Raw genomic sequence first — 22,493 nt, 5'->3', positions numbered from 1 at the left:
TCGAGAAAGCATCGACAACCGCCGGACGCTTCTGCGAACTAGGGATCCGGCAGTGGGTGGGCGCGGATCTCCACGCGGTTCTTGCCCTGCCGCTTGGCCCGTAAGAGGGCCTCGTCGGCGGCCGCGAGGAGCTGGGTACGGGTGGCGCCGGTCCACGACTCGGCGAGGCCCGCGGACATCCGGATGCCGCGGCCCTTGGGGAGGCTCTTCCAGACGCGCTCCTCGACCTTGCGGCGCAGGTGCTCGGCCACGTGGTACGCCTGGCCGGCCGTACGGTCCGGCAGCACGATCACGAACTCGTCGCCGCCGAACCGCGCCATCACGTCGTCCGAGGTCAGCGCCGACCGGAGCTCCTGGGCGAGCTCGCGGAGCAGGTCGTCGCCGATCAGGTGGGACAGCTCGTCGTTGACGCTCTTGAAGTCGTCCAGGTCGATGAAGCCCACGGCGAGCGGGCGGCGCGTCGCCTCGGCCTCGACCAGCAGCTCGGGCAGCCGGATCTCGACCAGCCGGCGGTTGCCGAGGCCGGTGAGCGGGTCGGTGAGGTACGCGGCCGCGCGGCGGCGCTGCTCGTCGAGCACGCGCTCGGCGGAGAGGCGTTCCTCGAACGCGAGCACCCGCGCCCGTCGCTCGACCCAGCGGTCGCGGACGAGCCGGCGGGCGAGCCATTCGAACGCAGCCGCCGAACGGGTGTCGCCGTCGCTCTGCCGGAGCAGCTCGGCGTACTCCCAGTACGCGCGGCCCGCCAAGACCTGGAGCCGCGGCATCGTGTCGCCGACGCCGCAGGCCTGCTCGGCCTCCTCCAGCGCCTGGCCGGTCTCGCCGTCGTTGGCGAACGCGCGGGCCAGCGCGAGGTGGCCGACCAGGGTGGTTTCGTGCCGCTGGGTCGGCGCGACCGTCGTCATGTTCTCGCGCAGCTCGGGGATCAGCGTCTTGCCCTCGCCGAGCATCGCGCGGGCGAGGCAGCCCTGGACGACGACCTCGCTCGGCCAGGTCGAGGCGTCGACGACGTCGAGGCCGGTGGGCGCCTTCTCGAACGCGGACAGCGTCTGCCGGTAGTGGTCGCGGGCCTCTTCGTTCTCGCCGATCAGCTCGAGCTCGGCGGCCCAGGTGAGGTGCAGCCAGCCAGAGTTGAACGCGTACAGGGTCTGCAGCATCGCGTCGGACAGCTGGTCGGCGACCTGGTAGAGCTTCTCCAGCCAGGTGGTGGCGAGCTCGTACAGGTCGAGCCGGCCGAGCGCGATCGCGGCGGCGTTGATCGCGTGCGCGACCGCGTAGCTGGGGGTGTCGAGCTCTTCGAGCAGAACGACGGCGCGGGCCAGCTCTTCGTACGCGGACTCGAACGTGCCCTGGAACAGCAGGGACATGCCGCGCAGGCTGTGGCCGAACGCCTCCCAGATCCGGTCGTCGAACGGCTCCGCGAGTCGGATCATCTCGACCGCGACCTCGTCGGCGGCGTCGAAGATGTGCAGCTCGTGGTAGGAGGCGAAGCGGACGAAGCGCAACCACTGGGCGCGGTCGTGGGCGTGCTGGTTCTGGGCCTCGGCGAGCAAGCCGTCGAGCTCGTCGAGCACCTGTCGGGCCTCGCCCGACTGCGCCCTGATCAAGAGCGCGGTGATGTCGGCGAGGGCCGCCGGTCTGGGCTTCATGCGCCCGTAGACCTTCGACTCACGTCGTTCCCTGCCTCTATTCAAGATCCACCGCCCCTGGTTCCCCCGGCGGAAACCTCAGGGCGCGATTGTCTCCCAGCTCGTCACTCTGTGTCGAGAGACGAACACGCTGCGTCTACATTGCGGGGATTTCTTCCGACTGATCGGCCTCATGCCGGAAGGTCCGCGTTCGTGTCCGTACCCAGGTCTGACAGCAACGGAACACGAGGCAGGGAGACTACCCCACTTCAACGAACCCAAGCCGCACGGCCAGTCACTCCCTGTGGATATTGCCCGCTTTGAGCCAGTCTGCCGAGGTTGGCCAAGGTCAGAGGGAGCCGCCGCGCATCATCGTGAAGCCGAGGAACAGGCCCACGACGAAGAGCACGATCGAGCTGCTGACCAGCGCGACCCAGCGCGCTGTCCGCGTGCGGCGGGTGGGGACGCGGGACTTCGGGCGCCGCTGGACGGCGCGGTACGTCTGCGGCGCCGTCAACGCCGACTCGAGGCCGTCCGCGAAGTCCGTCGCCGAGTTGAACCGACCGCCCGGGTCGTGCGACAACGCCCGCATCAGCACGTCGTCGACCGCCCGCGGCACCTCCGGCCGGTGCTCCGACGCCGGCGAGGGCCGGACGTCCGGCGCCCGCAGGTACACGTCCACCGGCGACGACGCCTCGTGCGGCGGTCGGCCGGTGAGCAGCGCGTACGTCACGGCGGCGAGTGAGTAGACGTCGGCCCGTTCGTCGAAACCGGTCGGCGACACCGCCTGCTCCGGCGCCATGTAGGACGGCGTGCCCACGACCTGGGTGAGCTTCGACGCATCGACCAGCGCCTTCGCCATGCCGAGGTCCGCGACCACCAGGTGGTGCTCGCCGTGTCGCGAGATCCGGAACAGCAAGTTGCCCGGCGTCACGTCGCGGTGCACGACGCCGTACTCGTGCAGCACCGCGAGCGCCCGCGCCGCGTCGACGCCGTGTCGAACGGCCTCGGGGATGGTCATCTCCCCGGCCCGCATCCGGTCCGCGAGCGAGCCGCCCTCGGCGTAGTCCATGACGAAGTACGGGCGGCTGTCCTCGAGCTCGCCGATGTCCATCACGCGCACGACCCGCGGATGGTCGATCCGGCGCAGCAGCCGCGCCTCCTCGAGGAAGCGCCCGTGCACGTCGGCCTGATGCGCCCAGTTGTCGGCCAGGATCTTGATCGCGACGGGTGCGTCGAGCAGGTCGTCGTTCGCCAGCCACACGGTCGCGAAGGCACCGGAGCCGACCCGCTTGACCAAGCGGTACCGCCCCACGTGCTCCATCGCCCGAACACCCCTCCCCGTCGGTGTGCGGTTCGACCATACTCGGGACGCGGCGAGCCTTGACCGTTGCCGACCGATGTCCCTAGCGTGATGGGATCTTTCGGTATCGGCCGAATCCACGCAACCTTCCTACGGGGGAAGGCATGAACGAGCCGTCGTACCGGGTGCTCGGTCCGCTCCAGGTCGCGATGAACGGTTCCGCCGTCGCGCTCGGAGGAGTCAAGCCGCGTACCGTCCTCGGCACCCTGCTGCTCAGCCCCCACAAGCCGGTCTCCACTGACCTGCTCATCGACGTCCTCTGGCCGGCGGGGCCGCCGCGCTCGGCGATCGCGAACATCCGCACCTATCTCCATGCGCTCCGCGGCCGGTTGCCCGACACGGTCGCGATCCGGACGACCACGGTCGGATACGTCGCCGAAGTCGCCCCGGATCTGCTGGACGCGGCCAGGTTCGAACGGCTCGTCCACTCCGCGCGACCCGAGGACCTGGACGAGGCCTGCGGGCTCTGGCGCGGCCGCGTCCTGGAGGACCTGCCCGGCAACCCGACCTGGGCACCGACGATCGCGCGCCTCACCGAGCTGCGCCTCGCCGCGGTCGAACGCCGCGCCGCGCTCGCGACCACTCCGGCACAGCACGAGGCCGCGGTCGCCGAGCTGCGCGAGCTGCTCGCCGACCACCCGCTGCGCGAGGGTCTGTGGCGGCAACTGATGGTCGCGCTCCGGCGCTGCGGCCGGACCGCCGAGGCGATGCGCGCGTACGCCGACGCCGAGGTCGTGCTGCGCCGCGAGCTCGCGGTCGGTCCCGGACAGGAGCTGCGGCAGCTGCTCGAGGCGATCCGGGGCGGCGAAACCACGGACCCCACCGACGAGGCGGTGTTCGGCGGTCAGCCGATGCGGCCGCGGGATCTCGTCGAGCTGCTCGCCGGCACCGTGGGTCGCGGCCGGGTCGACCGCGAGCCGGCTGCGGCGGAGGACATCGTGCGGGCGTGCGACCAGCTGCCGCTCGCCGTCCGCGCGGCCGCGAACCGGCTCGCCGCCAGGCCGCACGTCTCGCTCCGGGCGTACGCGGACAGGCTGCGCGACGAACGCCGGCGCCTCGACGAGCTGCGGCCGGTCCGAACCGAGCTGCGCCGGATCACCGAGAGCCTGCCGTCCGCGGCGCGGCGCGCGCTGTGGATGGTGAGCCTGTTCGGGCCCGTTCAGCTCCCCGGCTGGCTGGTCGACGCCGCCGGCGGGCGGGAGGAGCTGGTCCGGGCGCGGCTGCTGGAGACGGTCGGCGAGAGCAGGTACCGGCTGCCCGATCTGGTCCGCTGCTACGGCGCCGAGCTCGCCCGCGAACAGCCCGACCGGCGCGAGGGACTCGCCGGCGTCCTGCAGACCTGGCTGCTGCTCGCCGACGCCGCGCGGCAGCAGATGCCGGTCCGTTTCTTCGGGACGACGCCCGAGCTGCCGCCGGGTCGCCGCACACCGCCGGCGGACGCGATGGCGTGGTTCGAGCAGGAGCTGCCCGGGCTCGTCGCCGCGATCGAGGTCGCGGCCGACGTGGGCTGCGACGAGCTCGCCTGGCAGCTGGCCGCGACGCTCGCCCCGTACTTCGACCTGACCGGCGGGTTCGACCCGTGGGAACGGTCGCACCGCGCCGGGCTCGAGGCGGCGCGGCGCGTACGCGACCTGCGCGGGCAGGCGACGCTGCTGCGCAACCTCGGCCAGCTCGACATCTACCGCGACCGCTACGACGCGGCCGCGACCGCGCTCGGCCGGTCGCGCACGCTGTTCGCGCAGTCCGGCGACCAGGTCGGCGCCGCGGTCGCGACCTGCGGGCTGGCGACCGTGCAGCGGGTGCGCGGCCGGTACGACCCGGCGATCGTGCTGTACGAGGAGGCGCTCGCGCTGCTCGTCGCGGCCGGCGACCAGCACGGCGAGGCCGTGGCGCTCAGCGGTATCGGGCAGGTCTGGCTCGCCCGCGGCCGGCCGGAGCTCGCCGAGCCGATGCTGCTGCGGGCGTACAACCTCGCGCTCGCCCTCGACGACCGGCACCGGCAGGGCCAGGTGCTGCGCCGGCTCGCGATGATGCAGCGCGACCTCGGCCGGGTCGACGAGGCGCTGCTCTCGCTGCGGCGGGCGCTGGCGTTGTTCACCGAGCTCGCCGACGAGCACTGCACGGCGTACGTCCGCCAGCTGATCGGCGAGCTGCACCTCGACCGGCGCGAGCCGACGCGGGCTCGGCCGCTGCTCGTCGACTCGCTGAACGCGCACCGCCGCAGCGGCGACAAGCGCGGCGAGGCCGTGGTGGCGACGTTGCTCGGCGAGCTGCACGGTGCTGCCGGGCGGACGAAGCGCGCCCGTTCGTACCTCCGCCAGGCCCGCACGCTGTGGCAGCAGCTGTCGGCGCCGGCCGAGGAGGCCGCGGTGACGGCCCGGCTCAGCGGGCTGCGGCGGCCATGTATGGATCGTGTATCGGCGGTGTAGATCCTTCGCTCTATGAGGAGCATCGCGTGGCGTTTGATCGCTGTCGCGGCAACCGCGATCGCAGTGTCGTTCCCCATGTCGACCGGTGTCGCGTTCGCGGCCACCGGCGTCGTCGAGACCAGTGGTGCCGCTCTGACCGTCCGAGCCGGCCCTGGAGCCGGGCTGGACGCGTGGTCGAGCGTCGCGAACGGGTCCACCGTGTCGATCGTGTGCCAGACCGAGGGTTCCTCGGTCACGGGCTCGCAGGGCACGAGCACGATCTGGGACATGCTGTCCAACGGTGGCTTCGTGTCCGACGCGTACGTGCACACGGGGTCGGATGGCTACGTCGAGAAGAAGTGCTCGTACGTCGGCGCACCGCCGCGGGCCAATCCGCGCGGCGTGAACGCGGCGATCTCCTGGCAGTTCGCGCGGCTCGGCTCGACTGCGCACGAGGGCTGGTGCATGCGGTTCCAGGCCCAGTCGTACGGCTGGGGCGCGTCGGGCTGGGCGTCCGCCGAGGTCGGCGGCGACTGGATCCAGTCGCACGGCTACATGCGGACGACAGGCATCCCGCCGCGCGGCGCGATCGTCTGGTACCACAACTCCGCCGGCACCGGGCACGTCGTCGTCAGCCTCGGCGAGGGCAAGATCATCGGCACCTCGGTGAGCGGCAAGGTCGGCGTCGCGGGCTATCTGTACCGAACGGGCTACCGGGGCTGGAGCGTCCCGCACTTCCCGGCAGCGGGCTAGCTGTCGCTGACTCGCACGTCGTCGCCGCCGAGGAAGGCGACCAGCCGGTACGCCTCCTCGGAGACGGCGTCCGCGTCGGCCGTGGCCAGCGGCGCGAACGGGGACACCCACAGCGTGGTGCCGTCGAGGTTCCACATGCCGCGGAAGAAGCCGTCGACGAGCAGCGTGCCCCTCTTCGCGCCGTTGCCGGGAGGCAGGGGGACCGCGCGGCCGTCGTCGATCACGCGCGTGCGGTCGTCGTGGGACAGCAGCAGGTTGTCGTACTCCGGCAGGAACCTCGGCGGCGCGGGCGTGTCCGGGTCGGGGAGCGGCGCGTCGGGTACGTCGTACAGCACGCCGCCCTTCTCGTTCGCGAACGTGCGCAGCTTCGGCGCCAACCGGTCGACCACCTCACGCAGCTTGGTCAGCCCGGACCACGCCTGCACGTCCATCACCGTGGCAGGCCAGCGTAGGCGCGTACGGCGTCCAGATCGACCCCGTTCAGGAACCGCCCGAAGCCGCCGCGGAACCCCCGCACGAGCGCCGGCGCCACGAGCGGGCGCAGCAGCAGGCAGTCCGACGCCGTCGCGAGATGGACCGTCCCCCGCATCAGCGAGGCCCGGACCAGCGTGCGGTCGGTCAGCGGCTCGGCCAGGTCCTTCGGGTCGAAGCTCGCGAGCCGGATCCAGAGGCCGACGTACGGAGCCAGCGGTGCCTGCGCCTGCATGCCGACGAGGTGCGCCACGGCCTCGACAGCGGACAGGTCGGCGCGTTCGAGGAGCAGCTGGCGCGCGAGCAGCGCGCGGTTGAGCGCGCGCTGCCCGAGCGTCTGAGCGTGGGTCACCGGTGGCTCCGGAAGAAGGTGCGGATGTCGTCGACCAGCAACTCTGGCACCTCCATGGCGGGGAAGTGGCCGCCGCGGTCGTACTCGGTCCACGCCGTGTACGCGCCGTAAGGGTCGACCTCGCGCCGGACCGACAGGTCGGCCTCGAACACCGCGACCGCGGTCGGCGGCATCGGCGGCGCCTCCCAGCCGCCACCTTCGGCGGCTGGCTCGTCCGAGCGGCTGGCGAACTGGCGGTACGCCTCCATGCCCTCGTACACCGAGTGCGCGCTGGACCAGCCGAGCTCGTTGAACCAGTAGATGCTCACGTTGGTCAGGAGCTGGTCGAGGTCGACCGCGTCCTCGGGCAGCTCGGCCTTGGAGTCGGTCCACTCCTTGAACTTCTCCACGATCCACGCGAGCTGCGCGACCGGTGAGTCGGTGAGGCCGTACGAGAGCGTCTGCGGCCGGGTCGACTGGATGCTCAGGTAGCCGATGCCGTCCTGGCGCCACGCGTTGAACCGCTCCGCCCGCTCCAGCTGGCTGCCTTCGAGCCCGTCGAGCGAGAGCTCCGGACCGAACGGGAACGGGGCCGGGCCGTTGACGTGCGACGCGATGACCTGTCCCGGCGCGACCATCGGCAGCATCCCGACGATGCCGGAGCCGACGTCGGTGCCCTGGGCGAGGAACCGGTCGTACCCGAGCCGGGTCATGACCTCGGCGAACGCGGCGGCGACGCGGAATAGGTTGCCCCAGCCGGCCTCGGTGACGGGGGAGTAGCCGTACCCCGGGATGGACGGGAGCACGAGGTGCACCGCGTCCTCGGCCTTGCCGCCATGGGCGACCGGGTCGGTGAGCGGGCCGACGACATTCGCGAACTCGGCGAACGAGCTCGGCCACCCGTGCACCATCAGCAGCGGCCGGGCGGTGGGCTCGGCGGAGCGGACGTGCGCGAAGTGGATCGGCTGCCGGTCGACCTCGGTGACGAACTGCGGCAGCTCGTTCAGCTGTGCCTCGGCCTTGCGCCAGTCGTAGGTGTGCTGCCAGTAGTCCGCGATCCGCTTCAGGTAGCTGGTCGGGACGCCGCGGGTCCAGCCGACGCCTGGGAGCTCGCCGGGCCAGCGGGTGTGGGCGAGCCGGGCGCGGAGGTCGTCGAGCTCGGCCTGCGGAACGTCGATGCGGAAGGAGCGGATGGCTGTGGTGGTCGTCATGAGAAGGACCCTAGAAACGATTGCGGAACGGTTCTTTCCGCGTTAGTTAGGATTCTGAAGAAATGTTGGAGACCTCGGCTCGACTGCTGCGACTGCTCTCCTTGTTGCAGGCGCACCAGCACTGGACCGGCCCGGCGCTCGCGGAGCGGCTGGGCGTGACCGCTCGGACCGTACGCAACGACGTCGACCGGCTGCGCAACCTCGGCTATCCGGTCGACGCCACGCCCGGTGTGGCCGGCGGCTACCGGCTCGGCGCGGGCGCCGCGCTGCCGCCGCTGCTGCTCGACGACGAGGAGGCGGTGGCGGTCGCGGTCGGCCTGCGGACCGCGGCCGGCGGCTCGGTCGCGGGGATCGAGGAGACCTCGGTCCGCGCGCTGGCCAAGCTCGAGCAGGTGCTGCCGTCGCGGTTGCGGCACCGGGTCAGCGCGCTGCAGAGCTTCCTGGTGCCGATCCCGGGGCAGGGTCCGGTCGTCGATCCTTCGGTGCTGACCTCGTTGGTGGCGGTATGCCGGGACCACGAGCGCCTGCGCTTCGACTACGCGACGCACACCGGCGCCGCCTCGGTGCGCACGGTCGAGCCGTACCGGCTCGCGCACCTGCGCGGCCGCTGGTACCTCGTCGCGTACGACCTGGACCGGTCGGACTGGCGGACGTTCCGCGTCGACCGGCTGACGCCGCGGATCCCGACCGGGCCGCGCTTCGTCCCGCGCGAGCTGCCTCCTGAGGGCGTGGCGTCGTACGTCGACCGCGGCGTGTCGCAGGCGATGTGGGAGTTCCGCGCGCGGATCCGGGTCTTCGCGCCCCTGTCCGTCGCGGCGCGGCTGCCGGCGTCCGCGGGTGTGCTGACGGAGATCGACGAGTCGTCGTGCTACCTGGACGCGGGCTCGGACGATCCGGGCATGCTGCTGCGGTACCTGAGCATGCTCGACCTCGACTTCTCCGTCGCCGAGGCTCCGGAGCTGGTGAACGAGTTCCGCAAGCTCGCCGACCGCTACACCCGTGCGCTGGATTGACGTACGACCTGAGGCTTATGCCGGTGCTCGGGATCTCTCCCCAGAGCTGACGTGGCCGCTCGTGCGGCGGCCATAGCGTCCTAGGCATGATCCTCCTTACCGCGTTGACGATTCTCGCCTCCTTCCTCGGATTGACGGCCACGCTGCGATTCCCCGAGACCCTCCTCGACCCGCCCTCGTTCGGTACCGCGCTCGTGCACGACCGACCGTTCCTCGTCGCGCTTAGCCTCGCCGGACTGCTCGCTTCCGGTGTGCTGGTCGCCGTCGTCGCCAGACGTGGTCCCATGCGATGGCTCGGCATCGTCGGCGGTGGGAGCTGGGCCGTGAGCGCCGTACTCACCGCGCTCTGGGCGTTCGCGGGAGTGCCCGTCGCCACGCCGGCGTTCGTGCTCGCGGCGATCGTCGCCCCGATCGCCCTTGCCGGCTGGACGATCGGCTTGCGCAAGGGCCGCGTGCTCACCGTTCTCGGCGTGCTCGGGCTCGCCGCCGTCGCTGCCCGTTCGGTCGTCTGGGCCGTGAACGCCGCGCTCCCGCCCGCCGAGGGCCTCTACCTCACCAACGCCATCCTCACCACGGTCGCGCTCGTCGGCCTCCCGCTCTGGCTGGCGTGGCTGATCGGCCGTGCCCTCCTTGCCCCCGTCCTCGCGATCGCCGCCGTGGCGGTCACGTTCACCGCGACCCCCATCCCGAACGGCACCGGCGCACCCACCGTCCCCAGCGCCATCTCCTCGGTCTTCTACGTGATGATCGAGGCGTTCCCAAGCTTGTACCGATGCCGCAGAACCTCGCCGAGCTCCAGGTGGACCGCCAACACTCGCGGGCCGAGCAGCCGGAGGTGCCGAACGGTGTCACCAGGCAGCCCGTCGACGCCGACGGTGCGCCGGCCGAACGCATCTGCGCGCGCGGCGCCACCACCGAACGCCAGATCCTCTTCCTCCCCGGCGGTGGCTTCACGTCGATCGCGGGCAACGGTCAGCGCAGGTTCGCGGCCGCGATCTCGCAACGCACCAAGGCGTGTGTCCTCCTCACCCATTATCGCCTCGCTCCCGAACACCCCTTCCCGGCGGGACGCGACGACGGCGTCACCGCCTACCGATGGCTGGCCCGCCAGACGAAGGCCGAGAACCTCGCCATCCTGGGTGACTCCGCCGGCGGCAACCTCACGTTGGCGACCGCGCTGAAGCTCCGCGAGGACGGCGACGACCTGCCCGCCTCGCTCACGGCCACCTCCGCGCCGGCCGACCTGGCCCTGACCGGCGGGACGTTCCGCACGCTGAAAGACCGCGACCCGCTGCTCACCGAGTCACATCGCAAGCTCGTTTACGACTCCTACACGAAGAACGGCACCATCGACGTCGGCGACCCGCTGATGTCGCCGCTACGCGCCGACCTGACCGGCCTCCCGCCCACGTTGCTGATGGTCGGCACCCAGGAAGTCCTGCTCGGCGACAACCTCGCCCTCGGCGACAAGCTGCGGAAAGCGCGCGTCGAGGTCGACGTCCAGGCCTGGCCGGGCCAGGTGCACGCCTGGAGCCTCGTCCTGGAGGAGGCGCCCGAATCCACGATGACGAACGACCAGATCGCCGCGCACCTCCTGCGGGCTTGGGCGTCCGTACGATGAGCGCCATGCGTGGGTGGCCGGTCGCGGCGTACTGGGTCGTGATCGTCGTCGACTTCGCCAGCGCGATCTTCGGCCTGCTGTCCCCGGCCCAGCTGATCGTTCCCATGGTGGCGGCGTACGTCGTCGCGAGGTACGGTCCGCGGCGCCAGCTCTGGCTCACCGCGATCCCGGTCGTGCCGTTCGTCGTGCTCTGGTTGGCGAACGACGGTCCAGCCTGGGACGCCGCGATGCTGGTCGGGATCTACGGCTCCTGCCTGCTGCTCGGCGTCACGGTTGCGGACCGGCGGTCCTACCGGCAGGCGAAGGAGGAGCTCGCCCGCGCCTCCGAACGCAACCGGATCGCCCGCGAGCTGCACGACATCGTCGCGCACAACCTCGCGGTGATGGTCGCGCTCGCCGACGGTGCCGTCGCCTCGGCGGCGACGCCGGAGCGATCGACCGATCTGATGGCGAAGGTGTCGACGACCGGCCGCCAGGCGCTTTCGGAGGTACGGCAGCTCGTCGGCCTCCTGCGCGAGGACTCCCGTTCGGCCGATCTGGACGGTCTCGTCGACCAGGTGCGAGCCGCCGGTCTGCATGTGACGCTGACGAGAACGGGCGACGCGCCGCGGCTCGGACCGGGCGTCGAGCTGACCATCTACCGGATCGTCCAAGAGGCGTTGACGAACACGATGAAGCACGCCGGTCCCGACGCGACCGCCACCGTGCGCGTGCACTACGACGTGGCTGCCGTCGAGGTCGAGGTGGTCGACGACGGCGCGGGACGGGCAGCGGAGGAATCGGCCAGCGGGCATGGCCTGACCGGCATCCGCGAACGCGTCGCCGCGTACGGAGGATCCGTCGACGCCGGCCCCCGAGCCGATGGCGGCTGGCGCGTCAACGCGAGATTGACGGTGCCCTCGTGACGATCCGGGTCCTGCTGGTGGACGACCAGCCGTGGCTGCGCCTGGGGTTCCGCGCGGTGCTGGAGCAGGAGCCCGACCTGGAGGTCGTCGGCGAGGCGGGCGACGGCGAGCAGGCCGTCTCGTCGACGCTCGCGTTGCGGCCGGACGTGGTGCTGATGGACGTACGGATGCCGAAGCTCGACGGCATCGAGGCGACCCGCCGGATCGTCGCCGCCACGGATGCGGCCCGCGTGCTGGTCCTCACCACGTTCGACCTCGACGAGTACGTCTACGCGGCGCTGCGCGCCGGCGCGAGCGGCTTCCTGCTCAAGGACGCGCTGCCCGCCGACCTGATCGCCGGCATCCGCGTCGTGGCCGCTGGCGACGCCGCGGTCGCGCCCGGCGTGACCCGCCGGCTGATCTCCACGCTCGCCTCGCGGCTGCCCACCACGACCGAGCCCGCGACGCTCGACGGCCTGACCGAACGGGAACGCGAGGTCCTCCTCGAGCTCGCCCGCGCGCGGTCCAACGCCGAGATCGCCGCCCGGCTCTACATCTCCGAGGCCACCGTGAAGGTGCACGTCGGCCGCGTCCTCGCCAAGCTCGGCCTGCGCGACCGCGCGCAGGCGGTCGTCTTCGCCTACGAGCACGGCGTCATCCAGCCCGGCTCGTAGCGCGCTACGGTCGAACGAATGGAACGCTCCCCGCTCGGCGCCGCGGTCACGCTCGACGACCTGGCCGGTCCCGACCTGCACGCGACTCTCGCCAAGCTGCGCGCGAGCGAGCCCGTCTCGTGGATCCCCGCGTTGAACGGCTGGCTGGTGACCGACCGGGAGCTCGCCGTCCAGGTCATGCGCGACCCGGACACGTTCACCGTCGACGACCCGCGCTTCTCGACCGCGCAGGTGGTGGGGCCGAGCATGCTCTCCCTCGACGGCGCCGAGCATGCGCGGCACCGCGTCCCGTTCGGGAAGGCGTTCGGGCTGGCCCGGACCCGCGAGCACTTCGCCGAGTTCGTCGAGACGCGGACCGCGAGCCTGATCGACGAGATCGAGCCGACGAACGCCGCCGAGCTCCGGCGCGCCGTCGCCGGCCCGCTCGCGGTCGCCGTCGTCGCGGAGGCACTGGGTCTGGACGACGCCGATCCGACCACGATCCTCGGCTGGTACGACTCGATCGTCCGCTCGGTCTCCGACGTCTCGGCCGGCCACGCGGTCAGCGCGGCCGGCGCCGAGGCGTTCGCCAACCTCGACGTCAGCGTCCGCGGCTCGATCGGCGGCGACTCGCTGCTCGCCACCGCGGCGGATTCGGGCGGGCTGAACGAGACCGAGGTGGTGTCGAACGCCGCCGTCATCATGTTCGGCGGCATCGAGACCACCGAGGGCATGATCGCCAACGCGGTCTGGCATCTGCTCACGAACCCCGAGCAGCTCGCCCAGATCACGGCCGACCCGGGCCTGATCCCGAACGCGGTCGAGGAGTCCCTCCGCCTCGAGCCTGCTGCCGCCGTCGTCGACCGCTACACCACCCGCGCCGTCGAGTTCGGCGGCGCGCGGCTCGGCGAACGCGAGCTGGTCACGGTCTCCCTCGCCGGAGCCAATCGCGATCCCGCGGCGTTCCCGGATCCGGACGCGTTCGACCTCGGCCGGACGAACACGCGCCAACAGCTCGCGTTCGCGCAGGGCCCGCACATCTGCGTCGGCATGCACGTGGCCCGCTCCGAGGCCCAGGTCGCGGTTCGGCAGCTGCTCGAACGGCTGCCGAACCTCCGCCTCGCCGAGCCCACGGCGCCCGTCGGCCTGGTGTTCCGCAAGCCGCCCGCGCTGCATGTCCGCTGGGGCTGAGCGGGTCAGCGATACTGGAGCCGCCGCGACAAGTACGTCGGCTCGCTTCGAACGGGCCGGCGGTGACGTAACGGGGAGTCGTTCTGCCGCCACCGCCGAAGGTCGTCGCCCGTACCGGCGCGGCCCGGTCCGCCCGCAGAGGCGGGCTGGAGATCGCGGTCGCTACGGCGATCATCGGTGCCGTCAGCTACGGCTACGGGATCGTGCTCGCGCACCTGCTGCCCGGCGCCGAATACGCGGTCTTCGCCGCAGGCCAGACGCTGATGCTGCTCGCCGGAACGGCCGCGAGCGCGTGCATCCCGTGGGCGCTGGCCAAGGCCGTCCGAGCCCATCCCGCCGGGTCGACCGAGCGCCGCGAGGCGATGGCGTTCGCCCTCGTCGTCTCCGGCGTCGGCAGCCTGCTCGCGATCGGCGTGCTGGGTACGGTCGCCGCCCTGTTCGCGCCGCTCAACGCCGCGTTCGCGATCGGCATCTCCGGAGCGGGCGTCGTTCTGTCCGGGGTCGCGGTCGGTTGGATGCAGGGCGAGCTGCGGTTCACCAGCCTCGCGGTGCTGCGCGTCGTCGAGGTCGTCCTGCGGGTGCTGGTCGGCGTCGGTGCGGTCACCGTCGGGCTCGGTGCCGCGGGCGCGTTGGGCGGGTTCCTCGCCGGGGCGCTCGCGCTCGGCCTCCTCGGGCTGACCCGGCCGGGCTCCGACGGGCGCCGCGCGTGGCGGGACCTCGCGTGGATCCCGCGGACGCTGACCGAGACCTGGCGCTGGGCCGAGACCGGTGGCCTCGCCGTCGTCCAGATCGGGCTCGCCGCCCTCACCGCGATCGACATCGTGATGACGCCGATCGTGACCGGTGCGAGTCCGGACGCCGGCAGCTTCCAGCTCGCCGCGACGCTCGGCCGCGCGCCGCTGTTCGTCGCCACGGCGCTGGCCGTCGTTCTCTTCCCGCAACTCCCGTCGGTGCCGGCCATCCGGACCGCCGTACGGGGCTTCGGCTGGCTCGCGCTCACCGCCGCCGTCGCGCTGCTCACGCTGCCGCCGACCGTGCTCGGCTGGATCGTTCCGCCGCACCTGCTCGTGGCCTGGCACATCATGCCGGCGGCGACCATAGCGGGCATCGGGTACGGGGTGGTCGCGCTGCTGGTCACCGTGCTGCAGGGCGCCGGGCGGTTCCGCCAGGCGCTGCTGTCGCTGGCGGCGGCCGCGGTGCTGGTGGCGGGTGGGCTGGTCGCCGGCTGGCACCTCGCGGGGATCGTCGGGCTGTCCCGCGGTGTCGCCGTCGCGTCCCTGCTCGCGGCCGCGGGCTTCGTCGCGACCACCTGGCGGCTGCTGCCCCGGCACTTCTACTCCGCGCTGATCGGCCCGGTCCTGACGGTCGGGGCGGGCGGGGTCGTGCTGCTGCTCGTCCGGAACCATCCCATGGCGTGGGTGTTCGTCGGCGCGCTGCTCGGCGTGCTCGCGTTCTGGCGGTCCAAGGGCGGTCGCCATCCGACCCCGCGTGTCCACGCGGTCGATCCGTCCGGCCGGCTGCGCGTTCTGCAGCTCGGCCTCGAAGACCCGCGGCGTACGCACGAGCTCACCCGGCGGCTCGCCGAGCAGCACGACCTCACCGTGCTGACGCCGCGCTACCCGGGCTGCGTCGACGGCGTGGTCGACGGCGTGCGGTACGTCCACGTCGGCCTCGGGTCGACGCGGCTGCGCCGGGTGCTCACGTACGCGACGGTCCTGCCGTTCGTGGCTCGCCGCTACGCCGACCGGCTGGACGTCGACCTCGTCGTGGAGGACGTCGTCGTGCCGACCACCTCTCTCGAGCGGTTCGCCGCCCGCGTGCACCGGCACGTCGTCACGGTGTCGGAGGTGATGGCCCATCGGCCGCACGTCCGCAGCCCGCGCGCGATGGGCAGCGGAGTCGACGAACGCGCGTTCGCCTCCACGCCTCGGCAGGGCGAAGACGTCGTGTACGTCGGCCGGCTCGACCTCGCGCAGAAGGGCGTCGACCTGCTGCTCCGGGCGTACGCACGGGTCGCCGACCGGCTCAGTGGTGCCCTGGTGATCGCGGGGACCGGTCCCGACCGGGCCGAGCTCGAACGGCTGGCGGACGAGCTGGGCATGGCCGACCGGGTCCGCTTCCTCGGCTGGGTCGACGGTCCGGCCAAGTTCGAGCTGCTCGCCGGAGCGCGGGTCGTCGCCGTTCCGTCGCGGTTCGAACCGTTCGGGACCGTCGCGATCGAGGCGCTCGCGGTCGGTTCCGTGGTCGTCGCGTTCGACCTCGACCGGCTCCGTGACGTCGTTCCGGACGACTGCGGCCGGCGCGTCCCGGCGTTCGACGTCGTGGCGTACGGCGAGGCGCTGGTCGACGCCGCGACGGATCCGACCTGGGCGCAGGCGATCCAGCGCCGCCGCCAGTTCGCACGCCAGTTCTCCTGGGGTGCCCTGGCCGAGCGGCAGAACCGCGCCCTTCGAGCCACCGTCAGTCGGTAGCTCTCACGGCCGGATGGACGTGTCGTGGTTGCGGCGTTCGGCGCGGATGACCGCGGTGACTGCGTTGACCAGCGCCAGATGGGTGAACGCCTGCGGGAAGTTGCCGAGGTGCCGTCCGGTGTGCGGGTCGATCTCCTCGGCGTACAGCTGCAGCGAGCTGCCCAACGACAGCAGGCGTTCGCACAGCGTGCGGGCGCGGGGGAGCTCGCCGATCATCGCCAGCGCGGACACCAGCCAGAACGAGCAGATCGTGAAGGTGCCCTCCTCGCCGCTCAGCCCGTCCTCGGTCTCCTCGACCCGGTAGCGCAGCACGAGGCCGTTCTCGGTGAGCTCGTCGGCGATCGCGAGCACGGTCGCCTTCACCCGTTCGTCGGTCGGCGGCAGGAAGCCCATCAACGGGATCAGCAACACCGACGCGTCCAGCGCCGACGTCCCGTAGTGCTGGGTGAACACGCCCCGGTCGTCGAGCGCGTTCGCGAGGATGTCGGCGCGCATCTCCTCGGCCGCCGCGTGCCAGTGCTGCTCGCGTTCCCGGTCGCCGCGCTGCCGGGCGAGCCGCGACCCGGCGTCGGCGGCCAGCCAGCAGGCGACCTTGGACGCGGTGAAGTGCTGCGCGCCGGAACGCACCTCCCAGATGCCCTGGTCGGGCTCGCGCCACCGTTCCAGCGCCCGGTCGACCTGCGTCACGACGATCGCCCACAGCCGGTCGTCCAGCCCGTCGCGGGAATGGGTGTAGAGCTGGATCGACCCGACGACCGCGCCCCAGACGTCGTGCTGGTGCTGGCCGTACGCGGCGTTGCCGACCCGGACCGGCCCGGAGTTCTCGTAGCCGGACAGGTGCGGGAGCGTGCGTTCCTCCAACGAGCGTTCGCCGTCGATGCCGTACATCACCTGCAGCTCGCCCTCGGCGGCGACGTCGGCGACGAAGTGGAAGAAGTCGTTCGCCTCCCAGTCGAAGCCCAGCGTGAACATCGCCCACAGCGCGAACGTCGAGTCGCGGATCCAGGTGTAGCGGTAGTCCCAGTTGCGTTCGCCGCCGAGCGCCTCCGGTAGCGACGTGGTCGCCGCGGCCGCCACCGCGCCCGAGGGGGCGAACGTCAGGCCCTTCAGCGTCAGCGCGCTGCGCTGCAGGTAGGACCGCCAGGGGTGGTCGGGGAACTTGCCGCGGTCCAACCAGTGCTGCCAGTGGTGCGCGGTCCAGCGCATCCGGTCGTCGGCCTCCTCGTACGTCTGCGGCGGCGCGTGCTCACTCCACGACAGCGCGACGAACCGGGTCTGGCCCTCCTTGAGCAGGGTCCGCGCGACCGCGCGTGGACCCTCGAAGCCGATGTTCATGTCCGATGTCAATCGCAGGTTGACGTCGGACTCGCGGCTCGACGCGACGGCGTCCCGGTAGCCGGGGCCGGTGTGCTTCCACTCCGCCTGCTCGCGCCCGTAGTTGAACATCGGGTCGCAGTCCATGTGCACCTGGACCTCGCCGGTGGCGCACCGCACCATCCGCAGCAGCACGTGGTCGGCGTCGTAGTCCGTAGGTGCGCGGCGGTGGGTGTGGGACCGCTCCTCCTCGTGGTGCCACGGGCCCATCAGCAGCGCGTCGGTGACGATCAGCCAGCCGCCGCGGGTCCACCAGCTGGTCTCGAGCACCATCGTTCCGGGCACGTACCGGCGGGCCGCGGGAACGGTCTCGGTCGCCGGGCCGATGCGGAAGCCGCCCGCACTGCGGTCGAGCACCGATCCGAACACGCTCTCCGAGTCCATCCGGGGCAGGCACATCCACTCGATGTTGCCGCTCGGCGCCACCAGAGCCGTCGTCTCGCAGTCGGACAGGAACGCGTACTCCGCGATCGGCGGGAACGGGCTGCCGGAGCCGGCGTGCCGTTCCGTGCTGGGGCCGAAACCCATGGCTGATCTCCTGTGCTGTCGCCTGCGGTCGCCTCGGACTAACGGACCGATTCTGCCCTAGTCGGCCTGGAGCGACCGGCTCGCTCAGTTTCGCTCCGGCCGATCGACTCCTGTCCCAGGTCGGCCGGCTTCTTCGACGAGCCGGCCGCTCTCCCCGCGCTGGCGACGAGTGCAGCGTCGAGCGTTTCGGCCCATTGACGTACGACCAGGCGGCGTCGGCGGGAGTCGTCCTTGAGGATGCTGCCGAGCGCGAGCCCGCGGGCCAGGTCGAGCGTGCCTTGGACGAGCTCGCGTACGCCTGGCCGCGTCTCGTCCGCGCCGAGCAGGTCGACCGCGGTCTGATGGGAGACCCGGCCGATCTTCTGTTCGAGCGGGACGACCCGCGCCCGCAGGCCTTCGTCGGCCGAGGCGGCGAGCCACAGCTGGAGGGCGGCGCGGAACAGCGAGCCGGTGTAGATCCGCACGATCAGGTTGACGACGGCCTCGGTGTGGTTGCTGCCGGTGGGCAGCTTGGTCGCGGCGTCGCGCAGCTCGGCGAGCCGGACGTCGGACATGTGGTCCAGCGCGACCGTGAACAGGTCCTCGCGGGTGGGGAAGTGGTGCTGCGCCGCACCGCGCGAGACGCCGGCGCGCTCGGCGACGAGCGCGACCGTGGTGCCGGCCCAGCCGACCTCGGCGAGGCAGTCGACGGCAGCCTCCAGCAGCCGCTGCCGGGTGGCCCGGCTGCGGTCCTGTTGGGGCTGGCGCAGGCTCACGTGTCGACGTCCCAGCGGGGCCGGCGGCGTTCGAGGAACGCCGACATGCCCTCGCGGGCCTCCTCCGAGGCGAACAGCTTCGCGCTGCGGGTCACGAGTGCTTCGCCGTCGGTGTCGAACGCCTCGAGCAGGTGTCGGGTCGTGAGCGGCTTGGTCTCGCGCAGGCCTTGCGGGGAGGCCTTTCGGAGCGCGGTGAGCAGGGTGTCGAGTGCTTCGTCGACGTTCTCCGCGGCCTCGGTGACCAGCCCGATGCTCGCCGCGGTGGCGACGTCGAACGACTCGCCGGTGAGGTAGTAGCGGCTGGCCGCTCGTTCGGGCAGCCGCGTCCGGGTGCTCAGCGAGATGATCGCCGGCGCGAGGCCACGCAGGACCTCGGAGAACGCGAACGTCGACTTCGGGCCGGCCAGCACGATGTCGCACGCGCCGATCAGGCCGACCCCACCTGCTCGGACATGGCCGTCGACGCGCGCGACGACCGGCTTCGGGTGCTCGAGGACCTGCCTCAGTAGGGCGAGTAGGCGGCGCGTTCCCTGCTCCATGCCTTCGGCGCGCGCCTCGGCGAGGTCGGCGCCGGCGCAGAACGTCCCGCCGGTGTGGCTGAGCACGACCGCGCGGACGTCGTCGTCCTTGGCCGCCGTGTCGAGGTGCCCGGTGAGCTCGGCGAGCAGCCGGCTGGACAACGCGTTGCGGTTGTCGGGCGAGTCCAGCGTGATCGTGGCGATCGCGCGCGTGGTGTCGTAGTGAACGAGTTCGCTCATGTCGTGATTCCCTAGTAGCTCTTGGGCAGGCCGAGGGTGTTCTGGGCGACGTAGTTGAGCAGCATCTCGCGGCTGACCGGTGCGATCCGGCTGACCCGGGAGACGCCGAGCAGCGTGCCGAGGCCGTACTCGCTCGCCAGCCCGTTGCCGCCGTGGGACTGGATGGCCTGGTCGACCGCGCGGACGTTGACCTCGGCCGCCGCGTACTTCGCCATGTTGGCGGCGTCGGCGGCGCCCATGTCGTCGCCCGCGTCGTACAGCGTCGCTGCTTTCTGCATCATCAGCTTCGCGAGCTCCAGCTCGACCTTCACCTGGGCGAGCGGGTGGGCGATGCCCTGGTGGCTGCCGATCGGCCCGGACCAGACCGTGCGTTCCTTCGCGTACGCGACCGCCTTGTCCAGCGCGTACCTGGCGGTGCCGATGGCGAGCGCGGCGACCATGATGCGTTCGGGGTTGAGGCCGGCGAACAGCTGCAGCAGCGCGGCGTCCTCGCTCCCAACGAGCGCGTCGGCGGGCAGCTGTACGTCGTCGAGGTAGAGCATGTACTGCCGTTCCGGCATCAGGACGTCCATCTCGATCGGCTTGAACTCGAAGCCGGGAGCGTCGGTCGGGACGATCCAGAGCGCGGGCTTGAGCTTGCCGGTCTTGGCGTCCTCGGTCCGGCCGACCACCATGACGGCCTCGGCCTGGTCGACGCCGGAGATGAACACCTTGCGGCCGTTGACGATCCAGCCACCGCCGTCGCTGTCGCGGCGGCCCGTGGTGGTGAGCTTGTGCGAGTTCGAGCCGGCCTCGGGCTCGGTGATCGCGAACGCCATGATCGACGAGCCGTCGGAGAAACCGGGCAGCCACCTGCGTTGCTGGTCCGGTGTGCCGTACCGGCTGATGATCGAGGCGCAGATCGCCGGTGTGACGACCATCATGAGCAGACCCGAGCCGGCCGCCGACAGCTCCTCCAGGATCAGCGAGAGCTCGTAGATGCCGGCACCCCCGCCGCCGAACTCCTCGGGGATGTTGACGCCGAGGAAGCCGAGCTTGGCGGCCTCGGCCCACAGCTCGTCGAGCGGCTCGCCGGCCCGGATCTTGCGCAGCGCGTAGTCGTGGCCGTACTTGGTGCCGAGCTCGGCGGCGACCTGGCGCAGGTCGCGGCGTTCCTCGGATTCGACGAAGCTCATGGTCCCTCCTCGGAACGGACGATCGCGAGCACACTGTCCAGGTCTACCTGTCGGCCGACCTCGACCGGAAGCTCGGCAACGACGCCGTTGGCCGGCGCCAGCACGGGGTGTTCCATCTTCATTGCCTCCAGCCAGAGCAGCGGCTGGCCCTTGGTGACCGGATCGCCCACCTGGATGGCGATTCTCGCGACGGTGCCGGGCATCGGCGCGAGCAGCGAACCGGGGACGACGTCGCCGGCCGGGTCCTGGAAACGTGGCAGTTGTTTCAGCCGGACCGCGCCGAGCGCGGAGTCGACGAACACGTCGTCGCCGTACCTCGCGACGGCGAACGCCCTGCGTACGCCGGCAACCTCCAGCACGACCTCGGTGGGGGAGCTGCCGATCAGCTCCATGCCGTCGTGGCCCTCGAGACCTCGCCGGGTGAGCCGGTAGGCGATGTCGTGTCCTTCGTAGCGCTTGCGCTGCGGCTGCGAGCTGAGGTTGCGCCAGCCGCTCGGCAAGCCAGGGTTGACGTTTGCTGCCGTCCGGTTCGCCGCAGCGTCGGCGAGCGCTGCGGCCAGCGCGGACAGCTTCTCCGCTTCCTCGTCGGCGAGCGGTGCGCGCACCTCGTGGCGGTCGAGGAATCCGGTGTCGGTCTCGCCGGCGAGGAACTCCTCGTGCCGCAGGACGTTGACGAGCAGGTCGCGGTTCGTCCGCGGGCCGTGCAGGATCGCGCGTTGAAGGGCGCCGGCCAGCCTGGCCGCCGCCTCCCCTCGGGTGGGTGCGTGGGCGATGACCTTCGCGAGCATCGCGTCGTAGTGCGGGCTGATCGTGCTGCCGTTCTCTACTCCAGAGTCGACCCGCGGCGCGGAGATCTCGATGCGATGCAGCACGCCGGTCTGCGGTTGCCAGTCCTTGGCGGGATCCTCGGCGTACAGGCGGACCTCGATCGCGTGGCGCTGTGGCGTCGGCTGCTGAGCAGGGAGCGCCTCGCCGGCGGCGATCCGCAGCTGCAGGGCGACAAGGTCGAGTCCGGTCACGCACTCGGTGACGGGGTGCTCGACCTGCAGCCTGGTGTTCATCTCCAGGAAGAAGAACTGGCCGTCGTCGTCGGCGAGGAACTCGACCGTGCCCGCGCCGACGTACCCGACCGATCGCGCGGCCACGACGGCAGCGTCGAACAGCCGTTGTCGCAGTCCAACGTGGCGTTCGACGAGCGGGGACGGGGTCTCCTCGACGACCTTCTGGTAGCGGCGCTGGATCGAGCACTCGCGTTCGCCGACCGGCCAGATCGTGCCGTGCTGGTCGGCGAGCAGCTGCACCTCGACGTGATGGCCGCGCTCGACGTACGGCTCGCAGAACACGGTCGCGTCACCGAACGCCGCGAGCGCTTCCGCCTGCGCGGACCGCAGCGCCTCTGGTAGCTCGGCCTTCGTGCGGACGATGCGCATGCCGCGACCGCCACCGCCGGCGGAGGCCTTGACCAGTACGGGCTTGCCGTCGTCGAGCAGCAGCTCCGGATCGAGCTCGGTGAGCACCGGAACGCCCGCGGCGGCCATCGACCGCTTGGCCTCGATCTTGTCGCCCATCGTCTCGATCGCCTTGGCCGATGGGCCGATCCAGACGATCCCCGCGGCCTCGACCGAGCGGGCGAAGTCAGCGTTCTCGGACAGAAAGCCGTAGCCGGGATGGATCGCGGTCGCGCCCGCGCGCCTGGCCGCGTCGATGATCAGGTCGCCGCGGAGGTAGGTGTCGACCGGTGCGTTGCCCGGCAGCCGTACGGCGGCGTCGGCCTCGCGGACGTGTGGCGCGTCGGCGTCCGCGTCGGAGTAGACCGCGACGGTCGCGAGGCCGAGCTCTCTACAGGTACGGAAGATCCGCCGCGCGATCTCACCGCGGTTGGCGACCAGAACGGAGTCGAACATCGCC

The 22,493-nt window shown here is 71.8% G+C and carries 18 protein-coding genes; 8 read left to right on the top strand and 10 right to left on the bottom strand.

Annotated elements, in window-relative coordinates; all coding sequences use genetic code 11:
• Positions 1-38: 38 nt before the first annotated feature.
• Both JOD67_RS32650 and JOD67_RS32645 read right to left on the bottom strand, forming a co-directional pair.
• Positions 39-1,646: a GGDEF domain-containing protein gene (locus tag JOD67_RS32650; RefSeq protein ID WP_205121541.1), complete on the bottom strand. Its 1,608-nt coding sequence runs from the start codon at positions 1,644-1,646 to the stop codon at positions 39-41.
• 328 nt (positions 1,647-1,974) lie between these two features.
• Positions 1,975-2,949 (bottom strand): serine/threonine-protein kinase, encoded by a 975-nt coding sequence (locus JOD67_RS32645; RefSeq protein WP_205121540.1) that lies wholly within the window; start codon positions 2,947-2,949, stop codon positions 1,975-1,977.
• Between the two features lie 143 nt (positions 2,950-3,092).
• On the opposite strand from JOD67_RS32645, the gene JOD67_RS32640 reads away from it, so the two are divergent.
• Complete coding sequence (locus JOD67_RS32640; protein ID WP_205121539.1) at positions 3,093-5,417, top strand: BTAD domain-containing putative transcriptional regulator; 2,325 nt, start codon at positions 3,093-3,095, stop codon at positions 5,415-5,417.
• Positions 5,418-5,429: 12 nt separating this feature from the next.
• On the top strand, positions 5,430-6,149 hold the full coding sequence (locus JOD67_RS32635) for a hypothetical protein (RefSeq protein WP_205121538.1): 720 nt from the start codon (positions 5,430-5,432) through the stop codon (positions 6,147-6,149).
• Here JOD67_RS32635 and JOD67_RS32630 read toward each other — a convergent pair.
• From JOD67_RS32630 to JOD67_RS32625, 3 genes are read right to left on the bottom strand one after another with little or no spacing between them, the layout of a single operon-like run.
• Complete coding sequence (locus tag JOD67_RS32630) at positions 6,146-6,583, bottom strand: DNA glycosylase AlkZ-like family protein (RefSeq protein ID WP_307782637.1); 438 nt, start codon at positions 6,581-6,583, stop codon at positions 6,146-6,148. The two genes, JOD67_RS32635 and JOD67_RS32630, sit on opposite strands and share 4 nt — an antisense overlap.
• Positions 6,580-6,972: a DNA glycosylase AlkZ-like family protein gene (locus JOD67_RS42195; protein WP_307782636.1), complete on the bottom strand. Its 393-nt coding sequence runs from the start codon at positions 6,970-6,972 to the stop codon at positions 6,580-6,582. The genes JOD67_RS32630 and JOD67_RS42195 overlap by 4 nt, the downstream gene beginning before the upstream one ends.
• Entirely contained in the window at positions 6,969-8,162 is a 1,194-nt protein-coding gene (locus JOD67_RS32625) for an epoxide hydrolase family protein (RefSeq protein ID WP_205121537.1), read from the bottom strand. The genes JOD67_RS42195 and JOD67_RS32625 overlap by 4 nt, the downstream gene beginning before the upstream one ends.
• A 62-nt stretch (positions 8,163-8,224) precedes the next feature.
• On the opposite strand from JOD67_RS32625, the gene JOD67_RS32620 reads away from it, so the two are divergent.
• The 6 genes from JOD67_RS32620 (at position 8,225) to JOD67_RS32595 (ending at position 15,995) form a co-directional block, all read left to right on the top strand.
• Positions 8,225-9,175, top strand: coding sequence for a helix-turn-helix transcriptional regulator (locus JOD67_RS32620; protein WP_205121536.1), 951 nt, complete (start codon positions 8,225-8,227; stop codon positions 9,173-9,175).
• Between the two features lie 772 nt (positions 9,176-9,947).
• Positions 9,948-10,796: an alpha/beta hydrolase gene (locus tag JOD67_RS32615; RefSeq protein ID WP_205121535.1), complete on the top strand. Its 849-nt coding sequence runs from the start codon at positions 9,948-9,950 to the stop codon at positions 10,794-10,796.
• Positions 10,797-10,801: 5 nt separating this feature from the next.
• Positions 10,802-11,701, top strand: coding sequence for a sensor histidine kinase (locus JOD67_RS32610; protein ID WP_205121534.1), 900 nt, complete (start codon positions 10,802-10,804; stop codon positions 11,699-11,701).
• Positions 11,698-12,354 carry a response regulator gene (locus JOD67_RS32605; protein WP_205121533.1) on the top strand — a complete coding sequence of 219 codons (657 nt, stop codon included), beginning with the start codon at positions 11,698-11,700 and terminating at the stop codon, positions 12,352-12,354. Before JOD67_RS32610 ends, JOD67_RS32605 begins: the two co-directional genes overlap by 4 nt.
• Before the next feature lie 18 nt (positions 12,355-12,372).
• The gene (locus JOD67_RS32600; RefSeq protein WP_205121532.1) at positions 12,373-13,524 is read left to right on the top strand and encodes a cytochrome P450; all 1,152 of its coding nucleotides are present in this window, start codon (positions 12,373-12,375) and stop codon (positions 13,522-13,524) included.
• An 83-nt stretch (positions 13,525-13,607) separates the two neighbouring features.
• The gene (locus JOD67_RS32595; RefSeq protein WP_307782754.1) at positions 13,608-15,995 is read left to right on the top strand and encodes a glycosyltransferase; all 2,388 of its coding nucleotides are present in this window, start codon (positions 13,608-13,610) and stop codon (positions 15,993-15,995) included.
• Positions 15,996-15,998: 3 nt separating this feature from the next.
• On the opposite strand, the gene JOD67_RS32590 is transcribed toward JOD67_RS32595, so the two are convergent.
• The 5 genes from JOD67_RS32590 to JOD67_RS32570 are packed head-to-tail and all read right to left on the bottom strand — an operon-like array spanning position 15,999 to position 22,489.
• Positions 15,999-17,897: a glycoside hydrolase family 15 protein gene (locus JOD67_RS32590; RefSeq protein WP_205121530.1), complete on the bottom strand. Its 1,899-nt coding sequence runs from the start codon at positions 17,895-17,897 to the stop codon at positions 15,999-16,001.
• A gap of 38 nt (positions 17,898-17,935) precedes the next feature.
• Complete coding sequence (locus JOD67_RS32585; RefSeq protein ID WP_205121529.1) at positions 17,936-18,652, bottom strand: TetR/AcrR family transcriptional regulator; 717 nt, start codon at positions 18,650-18,652, stop codon at positions 17,936-17,938.
• Complete coding sequence (locus tag JOD67_RS32580) at positions 18,649-19,410, bottom strand: enoyl-CoA hydratase family protein (protein WP_205121528.1); 762 nt, start codon at positions 19,408-19,410, stop codon at positions 18,649-18,651. The genes JOD67_RS32585 and JOD67_RS32580 overlap by 4 nt, the downstream gene beginning before the upstream one ends.
• 11 nt (positions 19,411-19,421) lie before the next feature.
• Entirely contained in the window at positions 19,422-20,585 is a 1,164-nt protein-coding gene (locus tag JOD67_RS32575) for an acyl-CoA dehydrogenase family protein (RefSeq protein WP_205121527.1), read from the bottom strand.
• Entirely contained in the window at positions 20,582-22,489 is a 1,908-nt protein-coding gene (locus tag JOD67_RS32570) for an ATP-binding protein (protein ID WP_205121526.1), read from the bottom strand. Before JOD67_RS32570 ends, JOD67_RS32575 begins: the two co-directional genes overlap by 4 nt.
• Positions 22,490-22,493: the final 4 nt, after the last annotated feature.

The organism is Tenggerimyces flavus (assembly GCF_016907715.1).
Taxonomy (GTDB): domain Bacteria; phylum Actinomycetota; class Actinomycetes; order Propionibacteriales; family Actinopolymorphaceae; genus Tenggerimyces; species Tenggerimyces flavus.
This window is presented reverse-complemented; position numbering and strand designations above follow the sequence as displayed.

Excerpts from the sequence above, each read along its gene's own strand:
- JOD67_RS32650 (WP_205121541.1), bottom strand. The coding sequence starts at position 1,646 with ATGAAGCCCAGACCGGCGGCCCTCGCCGACATCACCGCGCTCTTGATC.
- JOD67_RS32645 (WP_205121540.1), bottom strand. The coding sequence starts at position 2,949 with ATGGAGCACGTGGGGCGGTACCGCTTGGTCAAGCGGGTCGGCTCCGGT.
- JOD67_RS32640 (WP_205121539.1), top strand. The coding sequence starts at position 3,093 with ATGAACGAGCCGTCGTACCGGGTGCTCGGTCCGCTCCAGGTCGCGATG.
- JOD67_RS32635 (WP_205121538.1), top strand. The coding sequence starts at position 5,430 with ATGAGGAGCATCGCGTGGCGTTTGATCGCTGTCGCGGCAACCGCGATC.
- JOD67_RS32625 (WP_205121537.1), bottom strand. The coding sequence starts at position 8,162 with ATGACGACCACCACAGCCATCCGCTCCTTCCGCATCGACGTTCCGCAG.
- JOD67_RS32620 (WP_205121536.1), top strand. The coding sequence starts at position 8,225 with ATGTTGGAGACCTCGGCTCGACTGCTGCGACTGCTCTCCTTGTTGCAG.
- JOD67_RS32615 (WP_205121535.1), top strand. The coding sequence starts at position 9,948 with ATGCCGCAGAACCTCGCCGAGCTCCAGGTGGACCGCCAACACTCGCGG.
- JOD67_RS32610 (WP_205121534.1), top strand. The coding sequence starts at position 10,802 with ATGCGTGGGTGGCCGGTCGCGGCGTACTGGGTCGTGATCGTCGTCGAC.
- JOD67_RS32600 (WP_205121532.1), top strand. The coding sequence starts at position 12,373 with ATGGAACGCTCCCCGCTCGGCGCCGCGGTCACGCTCGACGACCTGGCC.
- JOD67_RS32590 (WP_205121530.1), bottom strand. The coding sequence starts at position 17,897 with ATGGGTTTCGGCCCCAGCACGGAACGGCACGCCGGCTCCGGCAGCCCG.
- JOD67_RS32580 (WP_205121528.1), bottom strand. The coding sequence starts at position 19,410 with ATGAGCGAACTCGTTCACTACGACACCACGCGCGCGATCGCCACGATC.
- JOD67_RS32575 (WP_205121527.1), bottom strand. The coding sequence starts at position 20,585 with ATGAGCTTCGTCGAATCCGAGGAACGCCGCGACCTGCGCCAGGTCGCC.
- JOD67_RS32570 (WP_205121526.1), bottom strand. The coding sequence starts at position 22,489 with ATGTTCGACTCCGTTCTGGTCGCCAACCGCGGTGAGATCGCGCGGCGG.